This window comes from Winogradskyella bathintestinalis (assembly GCF_030407435.1).
Lineage (GTDB): Bacteria > Bacteroidota > Bacteroidia > Flavobacteriales > Flavobacteriaceae > Winogradskyella > Winogradskyella bathintestinalis.
Genome location: NZ_JASDDK010000008.1, coordinates 14168 through 38612, shown reverse-complemented (window position 1 = coordinate 38612; position 24445 = coordinate 14168). Strand labels below are relative to the sequence as shown.

Annotated in this window: 20 protein-coding genes; 8 read left to right on the top strand and 12 right to left on the bottom strand. The window is 33.6% G+C overall.

Annotated elements, in window-relative coordinates; all coding sequences use genetic code 11:
• Positions 1–40: 40 nt before the first annotated feature.
• The 7 genes from QMA06_RS14900 to QMA06_RS14870 all read left to right on the top strand — a co-directional run bounded on the left by QMA06_RS14900 (position 41) and on the right by QMA06_RS14870 (position 8266).
• Positions 41–859, top strand: coding sequence for an enoyl-ACP reductase FabI (locus QMA06_RS14900; protein WP_290207701.1), 819 nt, complete (start codon positions 41–43; stop codon positions 857–859).
• 238 nt (positions 860–1097) lie between these two features.
• Positions 1098–3167: a T9SS type A sorting domain-containing protein gene (locus tag QMA06_RS14895; protein WP_290207700.1), complete on the top strand. Its 2070-nt coding sequence runs from the start codon at positions 1098–1100 to the stop codon at positions 3165–3167.
• A gap of 174 nt (positions 3168–3341) precedes the next feature.
• Positions 3342–4343: a glycosyltransferase gene (locus QMA06_RS14890; protein WP_290207699.1), complete on the top strand. Its 1002-nt coding sequence runs from the start codon at positions 3342–3344 to the stop codon at positions 4341–4343.
• A 6-nt stretch (positions 4344–4349) separates the two neighbouring features.
• Positions 4350–5312 carry a YbbR-like domain-containing protein gene (locus tag QMA06_RS14885; RefSeq protein WP_290207698.1) on the top strand — a complete coding sequence of 321 codons (963 nt, stop codon included), beginning with the start codon at positions 4350–4352 and terminating at the stop codon, positions 5310–5312.
• A gap of 1 nt (position 5313) precedes the next feature.
• The gene (coaE, locus tag QMA06_RS14880; RefSeq protein ID WP_290207697.1) at positions 5314–5904 is read left to right on the top strand and encodes a dephospho-CoA kinase; all 591 of its coding nucleotides are present in this window, start codon (positions 5314–5316) and stop codon (positions 5902–5904) included.
• Between the two features lie 72 nt (positions 5905–5976).
• On the top strand, positions 5977–7545 hold the full coding sequence (locus QMA06_RS14875; protein WP_290207696.1) for a sensor histidine kinase: 1569 nt from the start codon (positions 5977–5979) through the stop codon (positions 7543–7545).
• A 10-nt stretch (positions 7546–7555) separates the two neighbouring features.
• The gene (locus tag QMA06_RS14870) at positions 7556–8266 is read left to right on the top strand and encodes a response regulator transcription factor (protein WP_290207694.1); all 711 of its coding nucleotides are present in this window, start codon (positions 7556–7558) and stop codon (positions 8264–8266) included.
• Between the two features lie 161 nt (positions 8267–8427).
• On the opposite strand, the gene miaA is transcribed toward QMA06_RS14870, so the two are convergent.
• The 8 genes from miaA to QMA06_RS14830 all read right to left on the bottom strand — a co-directional run bounded on the left by miaA (position 8428) and on the right by QMA06_RS14830 (position 17769).
• Positions 8428–9333, bottom strand: a complete 906-nt coding sequence (miaA, locus tag QMA06_RS14865) for a tRNA (adenosine(37)-N6)-dimethylallyltransferase MiaA (RefSeq protein WP_290207693.1) — start codon at positions 9331–9333, stop codon at positions 8428–8430.
• The gene (locus tag QMA06_RS14860) at positions 9330–10202 is read right to left on the bottom strand and encodes an ion transporter (RefSeq protein WP_290207692.1); all 873 of its coding nucleotides are present in this window, start codon (positions 10200–10202) and stop codon (positions 9330–9332) included. Before QMA06_RS14860 ends, miaA begins: the two co-directional genes overlap by 4 nt.
• A gap of 24 nt (positions 10203–10226) precedes the next feature.
• A complete protein-coding gene (locus QMA06_RS14855) occupies positions 10227–12170 on the bottom strand; it encodes a DUF3857 domain-containing protein (RefSeq protein ID WP_290207691.1) in 1944 nt (647 codons plus the stop codon).
• Positions 12171–12175: 5 nt separating this feature from the next.
• Complete coding sequence (locus QMA06_RS14850; RefSeq protein ID WP_290207746.1) at positions 12176–13540, bottom strand: exonuclease domain-containing protein; 1365 nt, start codon at positions 13538–13540, stop codon at positions 12176–12178.
• A gap of 63 nt (positions 13541–13603) precedes the next feature.
• A complete protein-coding gene (locus QMA06_RS14845) occupies positions 13604–14257 on the bottom strand; it encodes a YggS family pyridoxal phosphate-dependent enzyme (RefSeq protein WP_290207690.1) in 654 nt (217 codons plus the stop codon).
• Between the two features lie 60 nt (positions 14258–14317).
• On the bottom strand, positions 14318–15556 hold the full coding sequence (locus tag QMA06_RS14840; protein ID WP_290207689.1) for a DUF1015 domain-containing protein: 1239 nt from the start codon (positions 15554–15556) through the stop codon (positions 14318–14320).
• Positions 15557–15786: 230 nt separating this feature from the next.
• A complete protein-coding gene (locus tag QMA06_RS14835) occupies positions 15787–16677 on the bottom strand; it encodes a 3-hydroxyacyl-CoA dehydrogenase family protein (RefSeq protein WP_290207688.1) in 891 nt (296 codons plus the stop codon).
• A 132-nt stretch (positions 16678–16809) separates the two neighbouring features.
• On the bottom strand, positions 16810–17769 hold the full coding sequence (locus QMA06_RS14830) for a Gfo/Idh/MocA family protein (RefSeq protein WP_290207687.1): 960 nt from the start codon (positions 17767–17769) through the stop codon (positions 16810–16812).
• A 239-nt stretch (positions 17770–18008) separates the two neighbouring features.
• Between QMA06_RS14830 and QMA06_RS14825 the strand changes: the two genes are divergently transcribed.
• Positions 18009–18650 (top strand): protein-L-isoaspartate(D-aspartate) O-methyltransferase, encoded by a 642-nt coding sequence (locus QMA06_RS14825; RefSeq protein ID WP_290207686.1) that lies wholly within the window; start codon positions 18009–18011, stop codon positions 18648–18650.
• Positions 18651–18708: 58 nt separating this feature from the next.
• Here QMA06_RS14825 and QMA06_RS14820 read toward each other — a convergent pair whose 3' ends face one another.
• The 4 genes from QMA06_RS14820 to smpB all read right to left on the bottom strand — a co-directional run bounded on the left by QMA06_RS14820 (position 18709) and on the right by smpB (position 24357).
• Positions 18709–20556, bottom strand: a complete 1848-nt coding sequence (locus tag QMA06_RS14820) for a Xaa-Pro dipeptidyl-peptidase (RefSeq protein ID WP_290207685.1) — start codon at positions 20554–20556, stop codon at positions 18709–18711.
• A 155-nt stretch (positions 20557–20711) separates the two neighbouring features.
• Positions 20712–21227, bottom strand: a complete 516-nt coding sequence (locus QMA06_RS14815) for a hypothetical protein (RefSeq protein WP_290207684.1) — start codon at positions 21225–21227, stop codon at positions 20712–20714.
• Between the two features lie 9 nt (positions 21228–21236).
• A complete protein-coding gene (locus tag QMA06_RS14810; protein WP_290207683.1) occupies positions 21237–23705 on the bottom strand; it encodes a DUF5686 and carboxypeptidase regulatory-like domain-containing protein in 2469 nt (822 codons plus the stop codon).
• 193 nt (positions 23706–23898) lie between these two features.
• The gene (gene smpB, locus QMA06_RS14805) at positions 23899–24357 is read right to left on the bottom strand and encodes an SsrA-binding protein SmpB (RefSeq protein ID WP_290207682.1); all 459 of its coding nucleotides are present in this window, start codon (positions 24355–24357) and stop codon (positions 23899–23901) included.
• Between the last annotated feature and the right edge of the window lie 88 nt (positions 24358–24445).

Here is a 24445-nt window from a genome sequence, read left to right as displayed (position 1 = left end):
CAATATAATTAAACAACAGACAACTAAACAACAAATTCACATGTCATACAATTTACTAAAAGGAAAAAAAGGAATCATATTTGGAGCTCTAGATGAAAACTCAATCGCTTGGAAAACCGCAATTCGCGTTCATGAAGAAGGGGGGACGTTTGTGTTAACCAATGCGCCAGTGGCCATGCGAATGGGACAGATTAATGAACTTGCTGAAAAAACGGGTTCGCAAATTATACCTGCGGACGCGACTTCGGAAGACGATCTAAAAAAATTGGTAGAGCAATCTATGGAAATACTAGGAGGTAAAATTGATTTTGTTTTACATTCTATTGGCATGTCCATAAATGTTAGAAAAGGGAAACATTATACAGACCAAAATTATGCTTGGACACAAAAAGGTACTGATGTTTCTGCAATGTCTTTTCATAAAGTAATGCAGACCTTATACAAGACCGATGCCATGAACGAATGGGGGAGTATCGTCGCTTTAACTTATATGGCCGCACAACGTGTATTTCCCGATTATAATGATATGGCCGATAATAAGGCCTATTTAGAGAGTATAGCACGTAGCTTTGGCTATTTTTTCGGTAGAGACAAAAAAGTAAGAGTTAATACCATTTCGCAATCGCCGACACCAACAACTGCTGGTAGTGGAGTAAAGGGATTTGATGGCTTTATTGCTTATGCCGAAAAAATGTCGCCTTTAGGAAACGCTACAGCAATGGACTGTGCCAATTATACAATTACCCTATTTAGCGATTTAACAAAACGCGTAACGCTTCAGAATTTGTATAACGATGGAGGTTTTAGTAATATGGGCGTTAGTGATGCCGTTATGGATACTTTTGTGGAGAATAAATAGAAGCCAACACATTGAATTAAAAAAGCCATTTCTAAACTTAAGAAATGGCTTTTTTAATGCATCAGTATCATAATGAAAGTGAAATGAGCCTGGTAACAAGTTAGCCACTTTTAAAACGGAGATTTTAAGGGGTAATAGTCGAGATTTTTCGCACTTTATCGATTTCAAAGTTAAACCTAAGAATGTTATAAATAATTAACATATTTTTAGGGAATTACTAACTTAAAATATCAATTTTATGAAAAGAATTACATTATTATGCTTTGCATTATTTATGTCTGGACTCGCTTGGTCACAGTGTGGACCAGGACCAGATGGTCAGTATCCTTCAGGAAGTATTACGGTTAATACTGATGGAGATGTCACTGAGATCAGTACTTGTAACTATTCCACCGAATTTTCATTAGTAGACGGAATAGTTGAAGGTAATGATTATGAAGTTTCAATAACATTATCCGGTGCAGATCTTTATGTCACCGTTGTGAATTCTGCTGATGATTCAGTTATAGCACACGGTGCGAGTCCCTTTAACTTTACAGCACCTGCAGGTGTTACTGGTGTACAATTAAATTGGTCTGAAGACTCAGACTGTACCTACGCAGAGAATGGTTGTAGAACAACAAGCATTCAAGATTTAACCGCGGCAGCCAATGCATGTCCAGCACCTGAAGATTTTACTGTGTCGGAAATTACTGATATGTCTGCAGATTTAACTTGGACAGAAGGAGGTGTATCTACTGTAGATTATAGTGTTGAGGTGTATAACGCTGGCGAAAGCGCTGCGGACGCTAATACTCCTGTCTTTTCTAATGCTAATGTCACGGGTACAATGGTAACAGTAACAGGACTTTCTGCATCGATGGACTATGATGCTTATATAACAGCCAATTGTAGTGGAGCAACAACTATTAGTGAATTAGAAGGACCTGAATCTTTTACTACTACGGCGTCTTGTTCAGATGTTACCGATGTAGATACTGATAATCTTACAGCTACTTCTGTCGATATAACTTTTACTCCAGGTACTGGCAATGATAGTTTTCTTGTAGAAGTCTATTTAGACGGTGAGAGTGCAGCTGATGGTAACACACCAGTTTATACGAATACAGGATCTGGTTCGCCAGAGAGTGTAACAGGCTTAAGTGCAGAGACGGCTTATGATACATTTGTTACAGGATTCTGTGGAGGAACAGCAACAATGGTTGTTGGGCCAGATTCATTTACAACCCGAGTTACACCGCCAGTGAATGATTTATTTGCAGATGCTATTTCTGTAACGTGTGGAGATAGCGTTACAGGAACTACACTTGGCGCAAATCAAGATGAAGAAGATGCACCAAGTGATACAACCGTTGAAGATGATACCTTAGCAGATAATGATTCTCCATGGGTGTGGTATTCATTTGTTGGTTCAGGTGTTCCTGAAGTTGTAACAGTTTCTACTTGTTCAGCGGATGTTACCGATTTCGATACTGAATTATTTATATATACAGGTACGTCAGGGGCATTAACGCTAATTGATGATGGTTATGATGAGTGTGGTGGATTCGCTGAAAATTTTGCTGCTGAAACTTCTTTTGTTTCCGATGGAGCTACTACTTATTACATTGCGGTTGGTGGATACAATGCTACTAGTGTTGGTAATTTCCAATTATCAATATCTTGTGCAGAACCATGTTTAGCAGAAGCTGGAACCTTAACAGCCGATGCCACGCCTGTAGCTTTATCAGGTGGAACAGCAACTATAAGCGCTACGCCAAATGGAGATATTATTGTGCCGACAGACTATGAAGTAACTTATGTATTAACATCTGGGACATCATTAGTCATTGAGCAAGCAGGAGCAACACCGAGTTTTGAAGTTACAGCTGAAGGAAATTACACCATACATACTTTGGTAGCAGAAACTTCAGATAATACAGATCCAAATTATTTAGATTTGAGTGTAATTGTATTTGGTACAACAACGGGAGTTGACGTATTAGATTTAGTCGGAGAAAATGATTTATGTGTATCTTTAGATGTAACCGGCGCACCGATTGTTGTCGATGAAGAATTAGGTATCAATGATGAAAATATTACAACGTTTACATACTACCCTAACCCAGTTAAAAATACGTTAACATTAAATGCTCAAAATACTATAGAGCAAGTGGCAATGTATAATATGCTAGGTCAAGAAGTATTAAGAACAGCACCTAACACAGTTGATAGTGATTTAGATTTATCTAATTTGGAAACCGGAACTTACTTTGTTAAAGTTACCATCGCGAATGCAACGAAAACAATTAGAGTGGTTAAGCAATAGTACTCTTATCCATACACCATATTTTAAAAGGCCGCTATATTTATAGCGGCTTTTTTTTATATCCTAAAAACATTGCTTTACCCATCTATCTCACTTTTATAAACTAATATATTGTGAATTTAAAGCTGTGTTAACTTTTAAAATTTCTGATTGGTTTATTTATCTTTGTATGATATGAATACAATTGATTTTTCTTTTATTATTCCTGTGTTCAATAGACCAGACGAAATAAGTGAACTCTTAGAGAGTTTTTTAAATTTTGAAGGTCAACATAAATTTGAAATTGTAATTGTTGAAGATGGTTCAACCGAAACCTCAGAACAAATCGTTGCCCAATTTAAAGATGAGCTTGATATTTCATATTATTTCAAACCGAATTCTGGTCCAGGAGATTCGAGAAATTATGGTATGCAAAAAGCTAAAGGCAACTATTTTATTATTTTAGACTCAGATGTTTTGCTACCGTCCAATTATTTAACTGAAGTAAAAACCTTCTTGTCTAATACCTATTACGATTGTTTCGGTGGTCCGGATGCTGCGCATAGTTCGTTTTCAAATCTTCAGAAAGCTATAAACTTTGCCATGACTTCATTTATAACTACAGGAGGTATAAGAGGTGGAAAACGGAAAGTTGACGACTTTCAGCCCCGAAGTTTTAATATGGGCCTATCTAAAAAAGCATTCCTAGCTTCTGGAGGTTTTGGTAAAATACATCCGGGTGAAGATCCAGATTTGTCTTTACGATTACATCAGTTAGGATTTAAAACTACACTTATTGAATCTGCTGTAGTTTTTCATAAACGTCGTATATCTTGGTCAAAGTTTTATAAGCAAGTTAATAAATTTGGGATGGTAAGACCAATTCTCAACCAATGGCATCCCAATTCTAAAAGTATTATATATTGGTTTCCTACATTATTTAGCTTAGGGCTTTTAGCAGCGATTATTTTAACGTGGTTTCAAATTAATTTTCTATTATATTTATACAGTTTATATTTTGGGTTAGCATTTATATTAGCTTTAATTTCAAATCAAAATATTGTGGTTGCATTTCAGGCATTATTAGCCATAATAATTCAATTTTTTGGCTACGGCTATGGGTTTTTAAAATCAACCTATTATTTGGTGGTTTTAGGTCGAAAACCCGAAACATCATTTCCTCATCTATTTTTTTAAATATAAATGACCACTAAGAAGAAATTTAACATACGAGATTACTTTAAAAATAGAAGCGTTAAGCAGTTTAGTCTATTTTTTATGATTGCTTTTGTGTTTCTAATCATTTCTAAATTATCAAATGATTATAAACAAACTATAAAATTAAAAGTAAATTTAATCAATGTTGAAAATGAAATTTTAATTGAAAACGATTCTGCCAATTTTATATATGCGTATGTGGAAGCTAAAGGTTTTTCTCTATTGCCTTTAATATTTCAAAATTATAAGGAATTAGTGGTGGATTCTAAAACCGATGTGAGTAAAAAATCAGATTATTTTAAGTTCGATGTTCAAAAACATAAATTCTTAATTGAAAATCAGTTGAGCAATGCATACAACTTAATCTCAGTACTGCCAGATACGCTTTTAATAGCATATGCTACACGGGCCTCAAAATTGGTTCCGGTATCTCTTAAAAAAGAAGTAAATTATGCTGTTGGTTATGATCTAAAAGAAAATTTTACATTTAATATAGATAGTGTAAAAATAGTAGGGGCAACATCTGAAGTGAATAAAATAGATTCAGTTGTAACAGAAGCACTAATAATGAATGATGTTAAGAACGATATTTTAAATACAGTGAAACTTGATATTTCAAGTTTTGAAAACATTGAAGTTTTTCCGAAAGAAGTCAAAGTCAGTGGAAAAGTTGCTCGATTTACTGAGGGCATCGTTGAGGTTCCTATTACCATAAGTAACCAACCTCAAGATATTATAATAAATTACTTTCCTAAAACAGTAAATGTCGCTTATTATGTAGACTTAGAGTATTACAACGCTATTAAAGCTTCAGATTTTAAAGTGGCTTGTGATTATGCGGACTTAGTTGCACAGCAAACCTATTTGGTGCCAAAAGTTATTAAGAAACCAGATTTTGTAAAACATGTAAATATCAAACAAAAACGCATCGAATTTATTAAATTATAATATGGTAGTAGTTGGATTAACAGGGGGCATTGGTAGTGGAAAAACCACAATTCTCAACTATTTTCATTCGCTTGGAATACCAATTTATATAGCGGATGATGAAGCTAAAGCATTGATGAACCGCTCAAAAGTTATTCGCCGAAAACTCATAGTATTGTTTGGTGAAGATGCCTACGAGAATAATCAATTAAATAGACCGTATTTATCTTCAAGAATTTTTAATGATAAGCATTTACTAGCAAAAATGAACGCCATTGTGCATCCTAAAGTGGCTTCACATTTTAAGAGATGGCTTAAAAAGCAAAATTCGGATTACGTTATAAAAGAGGCCGCAATTATTTTTGAGAATAATCTACAAAATCAATATAATTACATCATTACGGTAATAGCAGACCAACATTTAAGAATAGAACGGGTAATGCAGCGGGATAATGTATCCATGGAAAAAATAAAATCTATTATTAAAAATCAATGGTCTGATGCTGAAAAAGTAAAACATTCAGATTTTGTTATTGAAAATAACGATATCGATGAAGCTAAGATTCAGGCGTTTAAAATTCATAAAGCGCTACTAGAAAAAATTCATCAATAAATAAGGTAATTCATTTGTTAACGTTAGGTTAAACCTAATTTATACTAAATGTTAAAATGTTAAATTTGACTGATGGGCAAAAAGCTATTTGTGTTATTGATAGCCTTAATGAGTTTGTCACTCATAGGTATAATTTTTGTACAATCATTTTTTATAAATAATAGTATAGAAAATGAGGATAATAATTTTACGAGAAGTGTAAAGCGTTCCTTAAGTTATGTCTCTAATTCTATTGAAAAAAACGAATTTAGAGAATATTATAAGAAATTGCAACCTTACTTGAGTAATGATCATAAGGTAAATTCATCTATTATAAAGCAATTATTTATTGCTACGGAAGATGATATAAGTGATAAAACTATAGTACATCGTAATACCGTTTTTGAGGAGCTTTACAAGGTTCCTTCTATGTTCTCTGAAATAGACGCTGATAGTTTTAACATAAGTAAACTATATAGCGAACGCGTTACTGATTATTATAATGCCACCACTATTGATGGTGTTAAAAGAGTAAGTCCGGAAACAAGCTTACGGGAATTTTCTACATTAGGTGAACTCGATAAACATGCTTATGAAGAATCTATTAAAACGTTATTAAAGGATAAACCTGTTTATAGAAGAATTACAGCGACAGAAATTAAAACGTTGTTGAGAAGAGAGTTAAAAAATGAAGGTATAGATTTAGATTTTGAATTTGCCATTTACGATGATGATTTAGCTACTAAAGTGCAATCCTCAAATTTCGAAATGACCAATGAAGCTTACGGAGTACCAATTTTTTTAGATAACGATTTTGAAAGCAGTTATAATCTTTGGGTAGATTTTACAGAAAGAAAAAAGTACTTATTGTCCTCCATTCTATGGATGATTGTGCTATCCATAATATTCACTAGTATTATAATAATTGCTTATACTAGTGCCATTTATCAATTAATTAAGCAACGTCAAATTTCACAAATTAAGACAGATTTTATTAATAATATGACGCACGAGTTTAAAACACCAATCGCTACAATCAATCTGGCTTTAGACTCAATTAAAAATCCTAAAATACTAAATGACCAAGAAAAAGTAAAGCGTTATTTAGGAATGATTAAGGAAGAAAATAAACGTATGCACGCGCAAGTTGAAAATGTACTACGTATTTCTAAATTAGAAAAAAATGAATTAAATATAAGTAAGGAAAGGCATGAGTTGCACGACTTAATTGAAGATGCGATAACCCATGTAGAACTTATAGTTGAAGACAGACAAGGAGCCATTAATTTACATCTCGATGCTGAGCGCTCTTCTGTTTTAGCCAACGAAACACATTTTACAAATGTACTCGTTAATATATTAGATAATGCCATAAAATATTCGGATGAAGCACCAATCATTGATGTATATTCCGAAAACATAGGTCACAACATTATAGTGAAAATAAAGGACCAAGGTAACGGAATGTCGAAGGCAGTTGCAAAACGTGTGTTCGAAAAATTTTATAGAGAACACACCGGTAATGTGCACAATGTTAAAGGACACGGACTAGGTTTAGCATATGTAAAACGTATAGTGGATGATCATCAAGGTCATATAGCCGTAGAAAGTGAAAAAGGAAAAGGCAGTACTTTTATTATAAAGATGCCATTAATATCATAAATAACGAATTATGGAAGAGCAAAATAAAAAAATACTTTTAGTTGAAGACGATCCAAATTTTGGAACGGTTTTAAAAGATTATTTAATGATGAACGATTACGATGTTATCCATGCAAAAAATGGTATGGAAGGCTTTGAAAAGTTCAAGAAAGATGATTTTGATCTTTGTATTTTAGATGTAATGATGCCGTATAAAGATGGTTTTACGTTAGCGAAAGAAATAAGAGAGAAAAACACTGATGTACCAATTATTTTCTTAACCGCTAAGGCCATGAAGGAAGATGTTCTTAAGGGCTATAAAGTAGGGGCTGATGATTATCTTAACAAACCGTTTGATAGCGAAGTGTTATTAATGAAAATTAAAGCTATAATGCAGCGTAAAGCTACGGACACGGTTGCTGATAGTAAACAATTTGAATTTAAAATAGGTCGTTTCGATCTTAATTCGAAATTAAGATTTTTAAAATTCGATGGAGGTGATCCTTCTAAACTTTCTCCTAAAGAAAACGAATTATTACGATTATTGGCACTACATGAAAATGACTTAATGCCGCGAGAACTAGCTTTAACCAAAATTTGGAGAGACGATAATTATTTTACATCTCGTAGTATGGATGTTTACATAGCCAAATTGCGTAAATATTTAAAGCCAGATCCGAATGTTGAAATTTTAAACATCCATGGGGAAGGCTTTAGACTAGTAATTAATGGAGATAAATAATACTCAACCTTTTTACATAATTAGTGAAAATCCAGTTCTTTTGAGCTGGATTTTTTTATTAAATAAAAATAATTTCTAAGAATGATTTAGGTTTAATTAGTTTAACCATAATTGGAAATATTCTACTTCGAAAAATAAATTTAAAATCAGAGATCTATATCTTAATTAATCTGTGAATTGATGTAGGTTATAATTTCATCAACATCAGTTTTAAAATCAAACCACCTAATGGAATCATCTTTTCTAAACCAAGTGAGTTGGCGTTTTGCAAAGCGTCTTGTATTCTTTTTTATTTCTGAAATGGCAAATTCTAAGGTCCAATTCCCATCAAAATATTGAAATAACTCTTTATAGCCAACGGTGTTCAGGGCATTAAGATTCCTATAAGGTAATAAGGCTTTTACTTCATCTAATAAGCCGTTTTCTATCATTATATCTACGCGTCTATTAATTCTATCATAGATAATGGAACGCTCTGCATTTAGCCCTATAGAGATCGTTTTAAATTCCCGATTTTTGTCTGAATTGGTAAGAAAAGAAGAGTATGGTTTTTCCGTACCAATGCAAATTTCTAAAGCTCTAATAACACGTTGTGGGTTATCAATAGCAATAGTCTCGTAAGCTGTAAGGTCTAAAGTTTTGAGCTTTTCTTGTAAATACGCAATTCCCTTATTTTCAAACTGATGATTAAGTTGCGTTCTTATATTAGCATCCACTTCAGGAAAATAGTCCAGTCCTTTGGTTACGGCTTTTACATACAAGCCAGAACCTCCCACCATTACCACGAATGGATTTTTGTTATGCAGTTTTTTTATTTTAGAAATGGCATCACGTTCAAAATCCCCGACGTTATAATACGTATTAATAGATGTATTCTGAATGAAGTGATGTGGTGAGGCATCCAACTCGTCTTCAAATGGTACCGCTGTTCCAATAGACATTTCCTTATAAAACTGACGTGAGTCTGCAGAAATAATTTCAGAATTAAAATGTTGGGCTAATTTTATACTTAAAGCCGTTTTACCGATGGCTGTAGGTCCAACAATGGAAATAAGAATTTTAGTCATATTCTTAATTTACTTCCGCATTTCCTACAGAATATAGCATCATCTTTATGTTTTGTGGCTAAACAATTAATGCAAGACTGCGTATTTTTTATAACGGTATTGACATGCTTATGTTCTTCATCCGATAATTTTTTGCTAGAATCAGTGTCCGAAGCTTTAGTATATTCTGCAGATACAATGCCTGTGGGCACGGCTATAATACCGTAACCCAAAATCATTATAAGCGTAGCGATAAATTGTCCTAAGGGTGTTTGTGGCGCAATATCTCCAAAACCTACGGTGGTTAAGGTTACGATACACCAATATATACTTTTCGGAATATTATTAAATCCATTTTCTTCACCTTCAACCAAATACATAATGGTACCAAAAATTGTAGCCGCAATAATTACAGCAAATAAAAATACCGAAATTTTTACTCTACTTGCTTTTAGAGCACTCGATAACTGATTGGATGCCCCCATAAAACGAACCAATTTTAGAATTCTAAAAATTCTTAACAAGCGCAAAGCTCTTAGTGCAACCAAGGCATGGGTACCAATAAATATCAGCGATAAATATTTTGGTATGGTCGATAATAAATCGATTATACCGTAAAAACTTGTAATGTATTTTAAAGGTTTCTTTACCGTAATAATTCTTAATATATACTCGATAGTAAATAATATGGTAATAACCCATTCAGAAATATCTAAAAATGAGTGAAATCGTTCATCAAAACTTTTAATACTTTCAAGCATTACCAAAATAATACTGGCAACTATGACTATAAGAAGAACGACGTCGAATAATTTTCCGGCAGGAGTATCCGCTTCATAAATAATTTCATGAAGTTTAGTTTTCCAATTATATTTCCCGTAAGATTCCATATTCTAAAAGTACTAAAAGTAAATCTATTGTTTTTCTAAGACAATTAGGGTATTGTTTTGAAGTTCTACAACCTTATTCATAAATTCTTTTAAATAAGGGTAATAATTTGGATTATAAATTGATTGATGAAAGTAAGCTTTAAAGAAAATTAAGAGGTCATTATCCACTAATTTTATATTAAATAATAACCGACCTGCGTTATTGGGCAAGGTAAAGGTAACAGATTCTGGTAGTTCGCTAGCCACTAAATTATCAAGATTAATTTTCATGCTATATGAATAACTGTCTTTGTAACCAAAGTCAATGGGGTAGGTGCGCTCTTGTAATTTAAATGGATTTTCATCAAAAAACTTAAGAATAAATGGGTTGAGGTAAATTTTATTACCTATAAACTCGGGTGTTAATGAAATATCCATTTTTTCGTTGAAGGTAGATTTGGTTTTGTCAAAATCTAAAACTTCGTGATTTTCAATATTAATATCTGTGAGGTTGTTTGCTTTTTGATTAAAGTAGGCTGACGCATTCTCATCGAATTGCTGTTTTGGCCCGTGCGAATGGTAACCACTATATCCACTCTCAATAGTGCCGTAAAATTCATCATCTTCAAAAGAAGAAAATGCAATACGATGCGTTCTCGAAGAAATTTCGGTGACCTCAATATCTTCCCAATCACTTCCTTCATCAAAATCAATGAGTCGTCCGTATTGGTTTAGCGCTCTAAATGGTAATTCCCCAAAAGAACGATACGAATTAGTGGCATCTAGATAATACGTTATATTATCAATTATTACCTTTAATATCACGTAGTTAAATTCCGAAAGTACTGGAAATAATCTCGTCACTAATCCATTTTCTCTTGTAGACATTAATACTGGAAACACGTCAATATCCTCATAAGACAAGAGGTTGGCTAGTAATAAGTTGATTTCAAAAGCACTACCTGTTTTTTCTTTTATGAGCGATTTTAACGATACATCGTAGCGTTCAGATTTACCGTTCCATTTATAATTATTAAGAACATATTGATATATTCTATTAGCTTTTTCTAATGGATTATCAATTGACGATATCTCAGCAGGCAATAAATTTTTAACCAGACCTTTTTTGCCCAACTGTCTTCCAAAATTTAAGTCTGTTTTAAGTTCGTTGTCAGCATCTCTCCAAGTTTTGGTGATTTTATCAACACTGCCATCAAAACCTTTAAAAACACTTAGTTCATACTCAATTCTAGCCATATAATTACGGGATGTCGTTGTAAATCCCTCGGGCTTATAAGCAGGAATATCTGTCATCACATATTTATTAACGGAACAATGCGCATAAGCGCCTCTACCAGCATCTAAACAATTGCGCTTTATGATAGACTCATTGGTATCTAATGAAATTTCTCCAACTAACTTTACATGATAATTATAATTCCCTGGAATACTTGTATTGTATTCGCTATACATCACAGGATCAATACTCTGAAAATACCAAGGCTGATATTTAGACATAAATCGTGATTTTGTAGTATAGCTTATCGTTATTATACTCCCTATCTTTAGATTAGGTAATACAAATTTAACTAAGGTATAATTGTCATTTTCTATTTCGAAAATAGCGTTTTTCGTTAAATGTGATTTTACAATTTTTCCATTTTCTAAATTATAGGTGGTTCCTTTAATATCATCGATCTTTTCTTTTGAAGATTTCCCTTTATAAAGTTTAATTTCAAACTCACCCCGGGCAATACCTTCTGGTCTTAAAATTTTAATTTTTTGTTCTACTTCCACGTTGAGCCAAAAGGTTTTCTCATTCACAAAACTATTACCATAGTCATATATAACTACAGCATTTGCAGTGGAATCTTTAGCGTATGTTGTCGCTTTCAATTCATTTTTATGAACGGCCATACCGATATCGTAATTTTGGGAGGCACATAAAAAAGTAGCGCAGACCGCGAATAAAAATAAAATATCTCTCATTAGTATTAGTTTAATTCTATCAATTTTAAACGTTTGTTTCGACGTAAATAACTTTGAATGATATGTTTGGTATCTCTGTTATTTTCCATCGGTGTAATGAGGGATTTTAAAATAGCCTTATTATTTATTTGGTGGTTTAAGTCAAAAAAGCCAAAGCCTTTAAAGGTGCCGTTTTCAATTAAAAAAGCACATTTTTCATGTATATCACGTCCTTTATCTATAATCACCATGTCTTTATTAACATAGTTGTATTTTTCTATAAGTGCATTGACACGTTTATTGTATAATTCTGCTGATTCTTTATTAATACAAGCTCCTTGGCACTCTTTAACTTCATGCTTAAAACAGCTCGTCCTTGTATCGTACAGTCCCGTTAATTTTTGACAAAGATTAAACTCATCTACCGCTTTAAATAAAAACTGTCTTCCACTTGCTTTTGTATTAAAGGTGGTAATGGATTGCTCTTGGCTGTCAGACTTGTCTATTTTAAGGTTAATATAACCGTTTTTATCGGTAAAACTATAAAGCGCATGAGTGAAAATTGTGCGTTTCAAAGACCTATTAAAAATGGGTTTATTTGCTTTAATTTCAGCGCTTTCTTTCAGTAATGCGGCTAATTCACTACCTGTTCTCTCATAAGTAACCGTACTTACTAATTTTTGAATTTTCTTAGATTTAGAATTAGTACCAGTAAAATGTTGAATAATTCGTTTTCTTATATTTTTACTTTTACCAATATAGATGATATCACCGTCTACATTATAAATATAATACACTCCAGTATCTGACGGTAATTTTTCAATTATAGAATTAAGATTAGGAGCTATTTTAGATTTCTGCTCAACCTTAATGGCATCTTTAACAATAATCTTATCTAAATCTTTATTTAATAACATCTTAAACAACTTAACAGTTGCCATTGCATCTCCATTGGCTCTATGCCTGTCGCTTAAAGGAATACCTAGAGCACGTGTTAATTTGCCTAAGCTATAAGATTCCATATTAGGAATAAGTTGCTGTGATAGCTCAACGGTACATAAACTTTTTCGTTTAAAAGGAAAACCTAAGCGTTTAAATTCTGTCTTTAATATTCTATAATCAAAAGAAGAGTTATGCGCTACTAATATGCAGTCTTCAGTAATCTCAACAATGCGTTTGGCCACCTCATAAAATTTAGGTGCGTTTTTAAGCATTTTAGAATTAATTCCTGTAAGATTAACTACAAAAGGTTGAATTTCGCGCTCCGGATTTACTAATGAAATAAACTGATCCGTTACTCTATGGCCATCAAATTGATAGATTGCAATTTCTGTGATGCCTTCTTCATTATACTTCCCACCAGTGGTTTCTATGTCTAGTATAGCGTAAATATTCTTATTGTTTAATGGTTAAGGGTTAGGTCTTGATTAGTAAATTGTAACGGCGACTAAGAATTAATTTCTTACTCCAAATATACTACTTCCAACTCGAATCATCGTACTTCCGCAGTCAATAGCTAATTGGTAATCCCCACTCATTCCCATGCTAATAATTTCAAGTTGAGGATTTGTGTTTTTAAGGTTTGAAAATGTGTGTCTTAGGAATTTGAATTCTTTTTCAACCTGATTCATATTATCTGTAAACGTGGCCATGCCCATTAAACCAATAACCTCCACATTTTTTAATTCGGCAAATTTCTCAGAACTAAGTAGGGCCGATGCATCTTCTGCAGACATTCCAAATTTGCTGTCTTCTTCAGCGATTTTTATTTGAAGTAAACAATTAATGACCCTATGGTGTTTTTCAGCTTGTTTGTTGATTTCTTTTAGCAATTTTAAACTATCTACGCCATGAATTAGATTCACAAATTCAGCCATGTATTTCACCTTATTTCGCTGAACATGCCCTATCATGTGCCATTCAATATCCTTCGGCATCTCTTCATACTTGTCTACCATTTCTTGGATCTTATTTTCCCCAAAAATGCGCTGACCCGTATTGTAAGCTTCCATTAAATCACTGATTGGTTTCGTTTTTGAAACTGCTACGAGAACGACTTTATCAGGAATGTTAGATTTAAGGTTATTCAGGTTCTCTTTTATACTCATTTGTTCTTATTAATTATTCAGTGTCTATTTTCTGATTGAGCGACTCAATAGTTTTACACCTTAATATTCATATATAGTAATTCCGCTTCGCAATTTAGGTAGAATATAGGTGCTTTTTGGAGGCATTGTTAAACCTTCATCTGCAATTTGTTTCATCTGCAAAACATTTGAAGGACACATACCAAAGCCAACAGTATATTCTCCACTATCAACACTGCTTTTTATAGTAATCATTTCATGTTGACCATTAACGTAAGAAATACGATTATCGTGCCTTAAATCGTTAATGTTTAAGATGGGTTGAAGTATCGTTGTATATAGTAGTTGCGCATCTAATTGATCTAATGCGGTATTAAATTTATACGCTGTTTTTCGTAAATATAACGAATAAAATTCACCATCTAAATACATGCTAAAATGATGTGGCTTTGTTGGACTATAAGGCATAATACCTCGATTTTCAATGCGATATAATTCATCTAATTGAATTAAAAACTCTTCTTTTGTTAAACCGTTTAAATCTTTAATAAGTCGATTGAATTCATGGATTACCAACTCTGATTCGGGAATTAAATACGACATAAAAAAATTATAGGATTCGCTGCCTAGATGATTTGGGTTTTTCTGTTTTTCATCTTTATATAATAAATAAGATGAAGCCGATCTATGGTGACCATCAGCTATATACACCTTGTTCATTTTATTAAATTCTTTTTGAATTGTAGACATGACGCCTTCGTTATCTATTTTCCATAAATAATGAGTATCTCTATAAGTCATTGTAAATTCAAATTCAGCATGTCCCTTTTGTGTCTGCTTTATAATTTCTGCAATGGTATCATTATCAGGATAGGTTAGCAGCACCGGTTCTGCATTAAAACCTACGGTTTGCAGATAAGTCTTAAAAGTTTCCTCGCGTTTTGCTATGGTGTCTTCATGCTTTTTTATGATATCATTTTCGTAATCCTCAGCGCTTGTTGCTGCAATGATGCCGTTGAATTCTTGCCCATGACGATTCACAATTTTATACACGTAAAACGACGGTTTTTCATCTTGAATGAATACTCCATCCTCCTTAAATTCCAAATACCGATTCTTCACTAATCGGTAACGTTCTTCACCTTTAACCTCTTGATGATATTTGTAACCAGGATTTACAATATGAAGAAAGCTGTACGGATTATAAGCCATTCGAGATTCGCGTTCATCTAAAGTATAACTCTGATAAGGACGTGAAGCTACAAGACCAACGATAGCTCTTGTGGGTTTAACGGCTTTGAATGGTATTATTTTTGGCATTTTTAAGTAATAAGTGTAAAGTAAAAGGTGTGTAGGAGGTAAGATTTATTATTTATGAGGTTCTATTTTATATTAAGAGTTATTTGCACCGAATTTTAGAATTCATAATAATCTAACTTAAAAAGATTAGCGCTGTCTTATTGTAACTTCAAAAAATTGCTGATGTTGTGATTGTAGCGATTTATGAATTAACAATGTTACGTCGTACTTTGCATTTTACATCGCACTTCCTACTTCAAAAACTGCGTCGCAACCTTCTCAGCTTTCCGACTCTCAGCATAATCATAAAATCCTTCACCAGATTTTACACCTAATTTACCTGCCATAACCATATTAACCAGTAGAGGACAAGGCGCATATTTTGGATTCTTGAAACCATCGTACATCACGTTTAGGATAGATAAACAGACATCCAATCCAATAAAATCGGCTAATTGTAAAGGCCCCATCGGGTGTGCCATTCCTAATTTCATTACAGTATCTATTTCTTCAACTCCAGCTACTCCGTTGTAAAGAGTTTCAATAGATTCATTAATCATAGGCATTAAAATACGGTTAGCTACAAAGCCAGGATAATCATTAACCTCTGTAGGCACTTTACCTAAAGTCTTAGATAATTCCATGATCGTATTCGTCACTTCGTCGCTAGTACTATAACCTCTAATGATTTCTACCAATTTCATAATTGGTACTGGGTTCATAAAATGCATTCCAATCACCTTCTCTGGTCGACTTGTAACCGCTGCAATTTGAGTAATAGAAATTGAAGAAGTATTGGTTGCTAAGATGGCGTTTTCGTTACAAACGTCATCAAGTTGTTTAAAAATTTTTAATTTTAAATCTAAGTTTTCAGTTGCGGCTTCAACTATTAAATCAGCATGTTTTATACCTTCTTCGGTATTTGTGAACGTTGTAATTTTTCCTAGAGTATCTGACTTATCAGTTTCACTAATTTTTTCTTTAGCTACCATTCTGTCTAAATTTCGAGAAATAGTGTTCATCCCCTTTTCTAAAGAAGCGTCGCTAATATCTATAAGTTGAACGTTAAATCCTGACTGTGCAAACGTGTGGGCAATTCCGTTTCCCATGGTTCCTGCACCAATTACTGCTATGTTTTTCATTTATGATGTATTTGTCTTTGCGCGACTTTTTTTAAGTCGAGGCAATCTGTTTGTATTATAATTTAATAAGTGATTGATTTTTAGTAAAAAAGATGGTTTCAATCATTCTTCCTTCGTAGTGTCGTTTAGTTTCTAAAACTGATTAATTATCATATTAGCAACTCTTAGGGCTTCTGTGCCATCATGCAAAGTCACAATCGGTTTTGTATTATTGGTAATAGCATCGGCAAATGTTTCTAACTCGTCTAATATAGCGTTGTTATTGGCGATATCTGGATTGTCAAAATAAATTTGCTTTTTTATACCTTCTGCATTTTGAAGAATCATATCGAAATCCCCAGGATTATCTGGCGCATCTTTCATTTTTACGACTTCACACTTCTTTTCAAGAAAATCTACAGATATGTAAGCATCTTTTTGAAAGAATCGTGTCTTACGCATATTTTTCAAAGAAATTCTACTGGCGGTTAAATTGGCTACGCACCCGTTTTTAAATTCGATACGTGCATTAGCGATATCTGGGGTTTCACTGACTACAGAAACACCACTCGCCGAAATATGTTTTACAGGCGATTGTACAACCGAAAGAATGATATCAATATCGTGAATCATTAAATCTAGCACTACAGGCACATCGGTTCCACGAGGATTAAATTCTGCCAATCTGTGACATTCTATAAACATTGGGTTTACAATCTGATCTTTGACCCCAATAAATGCAGGATTAAATCGCTCTACATGGCCAACTTGACCTTTAACCCCATGTTCTGCGACCAAGGTTCTAATAGTTTCCGCTTCTTCAACGGTATTCGTAATAGGCTTCTCAATAAAAACATGTTTGCCTTTTTTGATGGCTATTTTAGCACAGTCGTAATGCGAAAGCGTAGGTGTTACAATATCTACTACATCAACCGCATCGATTAATTCGTCTATAGAATCATAATATGTATAACCAAATTCTTCTACAACGCGTTTTGCGTTATCCGCATCTGCATCATAAAAACCGATAAGATCATATTTATTGGATTGGTTGAGTAATCTTAAATGAATTTTACCAAGGTGACCAGCACCAAGAACACCAACTTTAAGCATGTTTTTCTGTTTTTAACAAAAATAGTCGTTTTCGTTCAGAAATTGAAAAAAGAAAATGTAAAATACTGAGAAATTGATAAGCGAATAATTCTAATGGAAATCGATTGAAAGCAAAACTTGTCTTTTAATTAACCCTCAGGATTTAGTCCTATTTCTATGGGATAATTTTTAGAATTTGAACTTTTAGAGGTTGGAATTTGCCATTCTTTGAGCTATTTTTACACAAACTAAACTACGCTTTGAAAGATACATTTAAGCATCAAGGAATGCGCCAGCAACTTGTTGAAATTCTAATAAATAAAGGAATAAAAGATAAAGGAGTCTTAAAAGCTATGGGCAAAATTCCTCGACATTTGTTTATGGATTCAGGATTTATTGACCATGCTTATGTGGATAAAGCATTTCCAATTGCTGCTGATCAAACAATTTCTCAACCCTATACTGTGGCTTTTCAATCTGAATTATTACAGGTGCAACCAGGTGATAAAGTCCTAGAAATTGGAACAGGAAGTGGTTATCAAACTGCTGTGTTATTAGAACTAGGCGCAAAAGTTTTTAGTATTGAACGTCAGCAGGAACTCTTTAAGAAAACGTCAAAATTTTTGCCTAAAATAGGGTATAGGGCTAAAAGTATCATTTTCGGTGACGGCTATAAAGGGATGCCAGATGAAGCCCCTTTTAAAAGTATTATTGTTACGGCTGGAGCTCCTTATGTGCCTAATCCATTATTGAGTCAATTAGCTATTGGTGGACGACTAGTAATTCCGGTTGGTGATGATGTGCAAGTAATGACCCTTTTTATTAGAAAAGGACCAAAAGATTTTGAAAAACACGAATTTGGTGATTTTAGATTTGTACCTATGTTAGAGGACAAAAACTAAGAAATAAACGTCGCTTATTTTGTTTCAAAGCAAAACAGCTAAATGCAATTAAGCATGTTTAATCAAAGGCTTGCTCAAAACCTTTTTTGCCACCAACAACAGGTAAGGACAAGGTGGTCTTATCTAACTCAATTACTATTTCTGTTCCAGGTTTTGGATGTAGTGTAAACTCCTTATCACTAGAGAAAATCATGAAGCCTATTTGTTGTCCGGCTTTAATTATTTGATCGTCTGGTTGTAAGTCAAAAGTAAGACTGTATGATTGATTTGGGACTAAATTTTCTTCTTCAGTTAAAGATTTATAATTTTTAGGATCTGCCCATCCACGGGTAATAATATTATCTGTTATTTTAACAGCTTTTCCTTCTTGCCAAGGTAACGATACTAGCCAAACGGATAAATTAGCAGCCGCTTTACTACTTGCTAATGTTATGGTAACTTTTGGTACGCCAGAGATATGTAGATCTTCAGTTAACTTGGAGGTTACGTACAATAATCTGTTCTCAGAATTAGCTGCTTTTGCTAAATCGCTTCCAGAAATAGAGGCGTCATCAAAAAAAGTTTCATCGGCTTTAGAAGCTTTATCGAGCGTTAAACCTCCTGAGGATTTGCCTCCAGCAGTTAAATTTAAAGTAACAAATGACGCGTCGGGATTAGGATAATCTTTGTAAGCTGTAGGTTCTTGGCTATCGTCATTTTCTCTTACAATATAGGCTTTGTTCTCTTCTTTTTCAACACCATTATCTACACCATGAAGATATTTAGAAAACCATCGATTCATTAATGTCAAGGGTGGAGGACCACCATGACCTTTTTGGTGATAATAGATTTGCGTTGGTAATCCATATTCTTTCGCAGCCTTGTAAATACGGTAGCTATGCTCTGGCATTACATTCCAATCGTTAAAACCATGAGACATTAATAAGGCGGCTTTCATTTTAGGCATTTGATTTAGATAGTCTCTTTCTGCCCAAAAATCATTATAGTCGCCGGTTTCTCTATCCATGCCTTTTTTCATTTTAGTGTCGCGTACTGTTTGGTTATTAAATGCGCGCTTGTCTTTATCTCCACTGTGAACAAAATCATAAAGAACATCTATATCTTCACCCAAATAACCACCTGGTGAACGTACCAAGCCATTAGAACGGTAGTAATGATAATAAGAAGTATTAGGCGCTATTGGAATTATGGCTTCTAACCCCTCAACCCCAGTAGTTGCTGCGGCTAAAGGAAGTGTTCCGTTGTATGATGTCCCAGTCATGCCTACTTTTCCTGTTGACCAATAAGCATTAACTTCTTCATTTCCATTACGTTCAGTGTACCCTTTTGCTCTACCGCATAACCAATCGATAACAGTTTTTGGTGCTAAGGATTCATTTTCACCACCAATAGTTGGGGCACCATCTGATAAACCTGTTCCTGGAGACGACGAATGTACTACTATGTAACCTCTTGGCACCCATTTATTAATATGTGAATAGGAAATGAACGGACGCGTCATTGGTCGACTAATAACGTTTGGATGAACACGTGCTTTTGCAATTTCTCCCAATTCTATATTCACATCCCACATAATACCAGGAGCATCTCCTGCAACTCCAGCAAAATACGGACTAGTAATATAAATTACAGGTAACTTTAAGCCCTCAGTATCCGTTTGCTTAGGGCGTGTAACCGACACGTGCATGCGGTCTGGTTCGCCATCTCCATCCGTATCAAATTCTGTTTCTACCCATAAGTCGTGATGAATCCAATCATTTAAGCCGCCATTAAAAGCTTCTACAATTTGCGCTTCTCCATCCTTAAATATAGGTGTTGTTTTTGCTTTAGAATCTTGTGTGAAGCTTGACGTTGAAATTAATAAAGCAATTACAAATGTTGCAATTGATTTTGATGAGGTTATCATATTGAGTAGTTTATTTTGTGTTATTGTCTTGTAAAATGTAAGTGTTAAAGATTAATTAGATACGATTTACGCTTCCGTTTAAGTTACATTTTATCAACAGGAATTTTTAATAAGGGTAGCAAACTTAGATTATGAGCTATAGACTAATAATCTAACTAGTTATTTGGTAAATACAGGTCTGGAATCTGATTAGCTTTTGATTCTTGTTGCCAATAAAGATTTAAAATCCACCAACGTTTACCATCATTAAATAATTGAATACTGTTAATGCCACGCATGAAAGGATGGTCGTCATCTTTAGTTTTATAAGATTCGTAAGTGCTAAACACATGAGCCAAATTCCCAAATACCTGGGTTTCTCGATTTATTTCCACTTCATGAAATCCATTTTCGACTAACCAAGTTCCGGCCGTTTTTTTATAGTCATCAGCAGACATGTAGCGAACTGTAGTTTTTCCCTCTTTTTCTCCAATAGGAATAAGTTTGGCATCTTGTCTAAATAAGTGCTTAAACAATTCCCAGTTACGTGATTCTCCCTTGTCTCCAGAAATTACGGAGTACAAAGTGGCAATAGTGCTATCAATTGTTGCGACTTTATTCGTGTAGTCTTTATTATCTTGGGCAACTAAGCCTAACGATAGAAAGAATATTATATAGGTAATTTTTTTCATGCTATAAATTTAAAAGAATTTCAAACCAAAAACAATAGCATCACTCTGAAATCCGCTTTGATAAGAACGTAAATAGTCCACTCGTAAAAATCTCCATTTCCCCCATCCAATATTATCTAAACCGACAGTGTATTCTTGATAGGGTTTAAAGTTTGGTATTGCCAATAAATGTGCACCGACCACTAAATTAAAGTTTAGCTTGTTGAGCAATGGAACTTTTCCGAGTAAAAATCCATTAAAATCGTGCTCAATGTGACTTTCAAAATAAGCATCGTCTGTGCTGGCGGCATAATAATTTAAATTATTAAATACATTGGTGTAGTTTCCCTCTGTACTAACATGCGTTAGGTTGCCATTAAAATGTTGATAATCCATAAAAGCAATGGCATCGGCATTAAAGAATTTTTCTGCTTTTAGATTATACCTGAATTTTCCTTTATCTTTAATATTAAAAGATTGATTGAGTCTTATCTTAACTTGGTCGAAATTGTAATCGCTATTGGTAGCGCTAAAACCTTTTTCGTAACCTAAATAAATGGTTGGATAATCGTCGTTGTTAACATTGTATTTGGCATCAGGATAACTTAAATATTCTTGTCCAAAATTAATGCGAACATCAATATTTCCTTTAATAATATTATGGGACTCAAAAGGTGCTATATCAAATGCGGTTTCGTTTAATGGATTATTGCTTGTATAAACGTCATTATCTTCATTAATAAAAGTTTGATCTGTGGTGTTGAATAATGCTTTTCGTCTTTCGTAACTTACACCTGTGTACAATCTGATTCCATTAAATAATTCTTCAGAATAATTAAGAGCTACAAAACTTTTGTCATATAATTTCATGTAATTATCTTCAAAAAATAAGGTGCTTACGGAATTGATTAATGGTGAAATAGGGCTGGAAGAGTTAAACTGTTCTGCCGAAACACCACCAGATAAATTTAGAAATGCATTTGTGATACTGTTGAACTTATAGGTCAACGAACCTGTGGCACGTAAGCGATGATCTGAAAATCCATATTGAAGTTTTCCGCTAGCTCTGAAAAAGCGTTTAAAATCGTCGTAATTTTTAGTGTAAAATACATTAGCATTAAGCGCATAACCTTGAACAGTATTAAATTGAACACCACCAATAACGGGAATGTCAAACCCTATTCGATAATTCTTGTGAGAATTCAGATAGGTATATCCTATGATATTATCTAATTTAAATTTATTGTTATCACGATCCAACGAATCTAAATAAGGTTTCGATTCATGCAAGGTTTGCAAACTGTCTTTTTTTACATAGTCAATACGTTCTTCGCTTGTTAAAGGCACAGGTCTAATGGTGTTCCAAAATAGAGAATCTTTTTTATTGGCTTCTTTTTCAAACGCAACAAGTTCTCTATTGAAATCGTTTTTGGTAAGCCCCGTGTTAAATTCATAATTACTATAAACAGCAGTGTAACGACCATCTCCTTTAATCCCCATCATACCAAATCTAAAATCGATACTTTGGGAGATTTTGGCCCAAATATTATGAGTGTCGGAATAAGAAAAGCTCTGTTTTAAAGTTACTATATCTACAACAGGAATCCGAGCTTGAACTCCTGTAATATCTAATTCTAATGCATAAATTGACCACTGATCCTCTACGATATAAATATTGCCCGAAAAAACAGGATCATTTTTTCGCTTCGGAATCACTTTTATTTTATTTATCAGGTTGCCTCTATCATCGTAAAAAACACCATCAAGTTTGTAGCGGTAATAGACAAAAGCGTTGTTGGCAATTGGAGAAATAATTTCATTACCAAAATTTATAGTGTTGTTGTAGAAATTAAAATCGACATCCATAGCCACATTAAAGCTAAACCCATTGTCATCACCGCTAACTTTAGATGCTGTGATTTTTTCTTTTAATTTATCTGGACTTAAAAACTGTATTTTAGATATGGTTTCAGATAAATAAATAATGCCACTTCGAGTAGAGTCTAATCCACCTCCTAAATCCCCAACCTCTTGACCTAATATTTTTTCGGGAGCATCCTTAATTTTAATTAATCCTCTAGAATAAAAATCGGCCTTATACGAATGTATTTTATTAAGATTGGTTTCACGGTATGCAATGGCCTTTTGCATGATGGCGATTGCAGGATCAATTTCAGAATCTATAATAACTTCTGAAAGCGACACGGATTCCTCAGTTAAAGTAACATCGATTTGATACGGGAATTTTTCAATAGTGACTTCTTGTTTAACTGTTTTATAACCCAAATAACTGTAAGCTATGATATAGGTTTTTGGTGTAGAAATATTAAGTTCGTAATATCCATCATCATTACTTGTCGTTCCTATGTAGGTGTTTTCAATTAAAACATTTACAAAAGGAAGCGCGTTATTATTTTGGTCAGTAATATTTCCTGTAATTTGTGCAGAAACCATAATACTGAACGCAATCAGTAAGATGCTAAATAGATTTTTGGCCATTTGATAACGATTGATGATATACTTTGGTTTTATAAGCCACCATTTCTTTTTGACTTTTACCGGTAAAACATACCTAATATAAAAAGAACTTAAGTTCATACTTATATAGACGTCAATAAAAATGAAAAGGTTGCCTAAGGTATTTCAAACTTAGACTAAAAATAGATTGGAAAAGTTATAGGAATCTTAAAATTTAGCGGTACACTTTTTTAATACGATCTAGATTTCGTTTATTATCGCGATCCTTAATGGTTTCGCGTTTGTCATAGAGCTTTTTACCTTTTCCTAGCCCAATGATGAGTTTTGCTAAACCTCTATCGTTAATAAAAAGTTTAAGAGGAATAATAGCATTACCTTTTATATTCACTTCTTTCTCAAGCTTTTTTAGCTCTCTTTTATTAAGAAGTAATTTGCGTTCGGCTTTTGGTCTATGGTTATAATGCGTGCCGTATTTGTATTCTTCAACCGTCATATTAATAACAAAGAGTTCACTCCGGTCATTAAACTCGCAGAAACCTTCGGCAATGGAAGCCTTACCAGATCTAATGGATTTAATTTCAGTTCCCGTAAGCACAATCCCAGCCGTATATTTGTCTAATATATCGTACTGAAACTTAGCTTTTCTGTTGAGTATGTTAACGGTTTTTTGCATGGCTAGCAAAGATATGAAAGTAAGTTTGAAGTGTGATGCTTCAAGATGAAAAACTTCAAATACCTAAATTTCGTCCTGAAACAGTGTG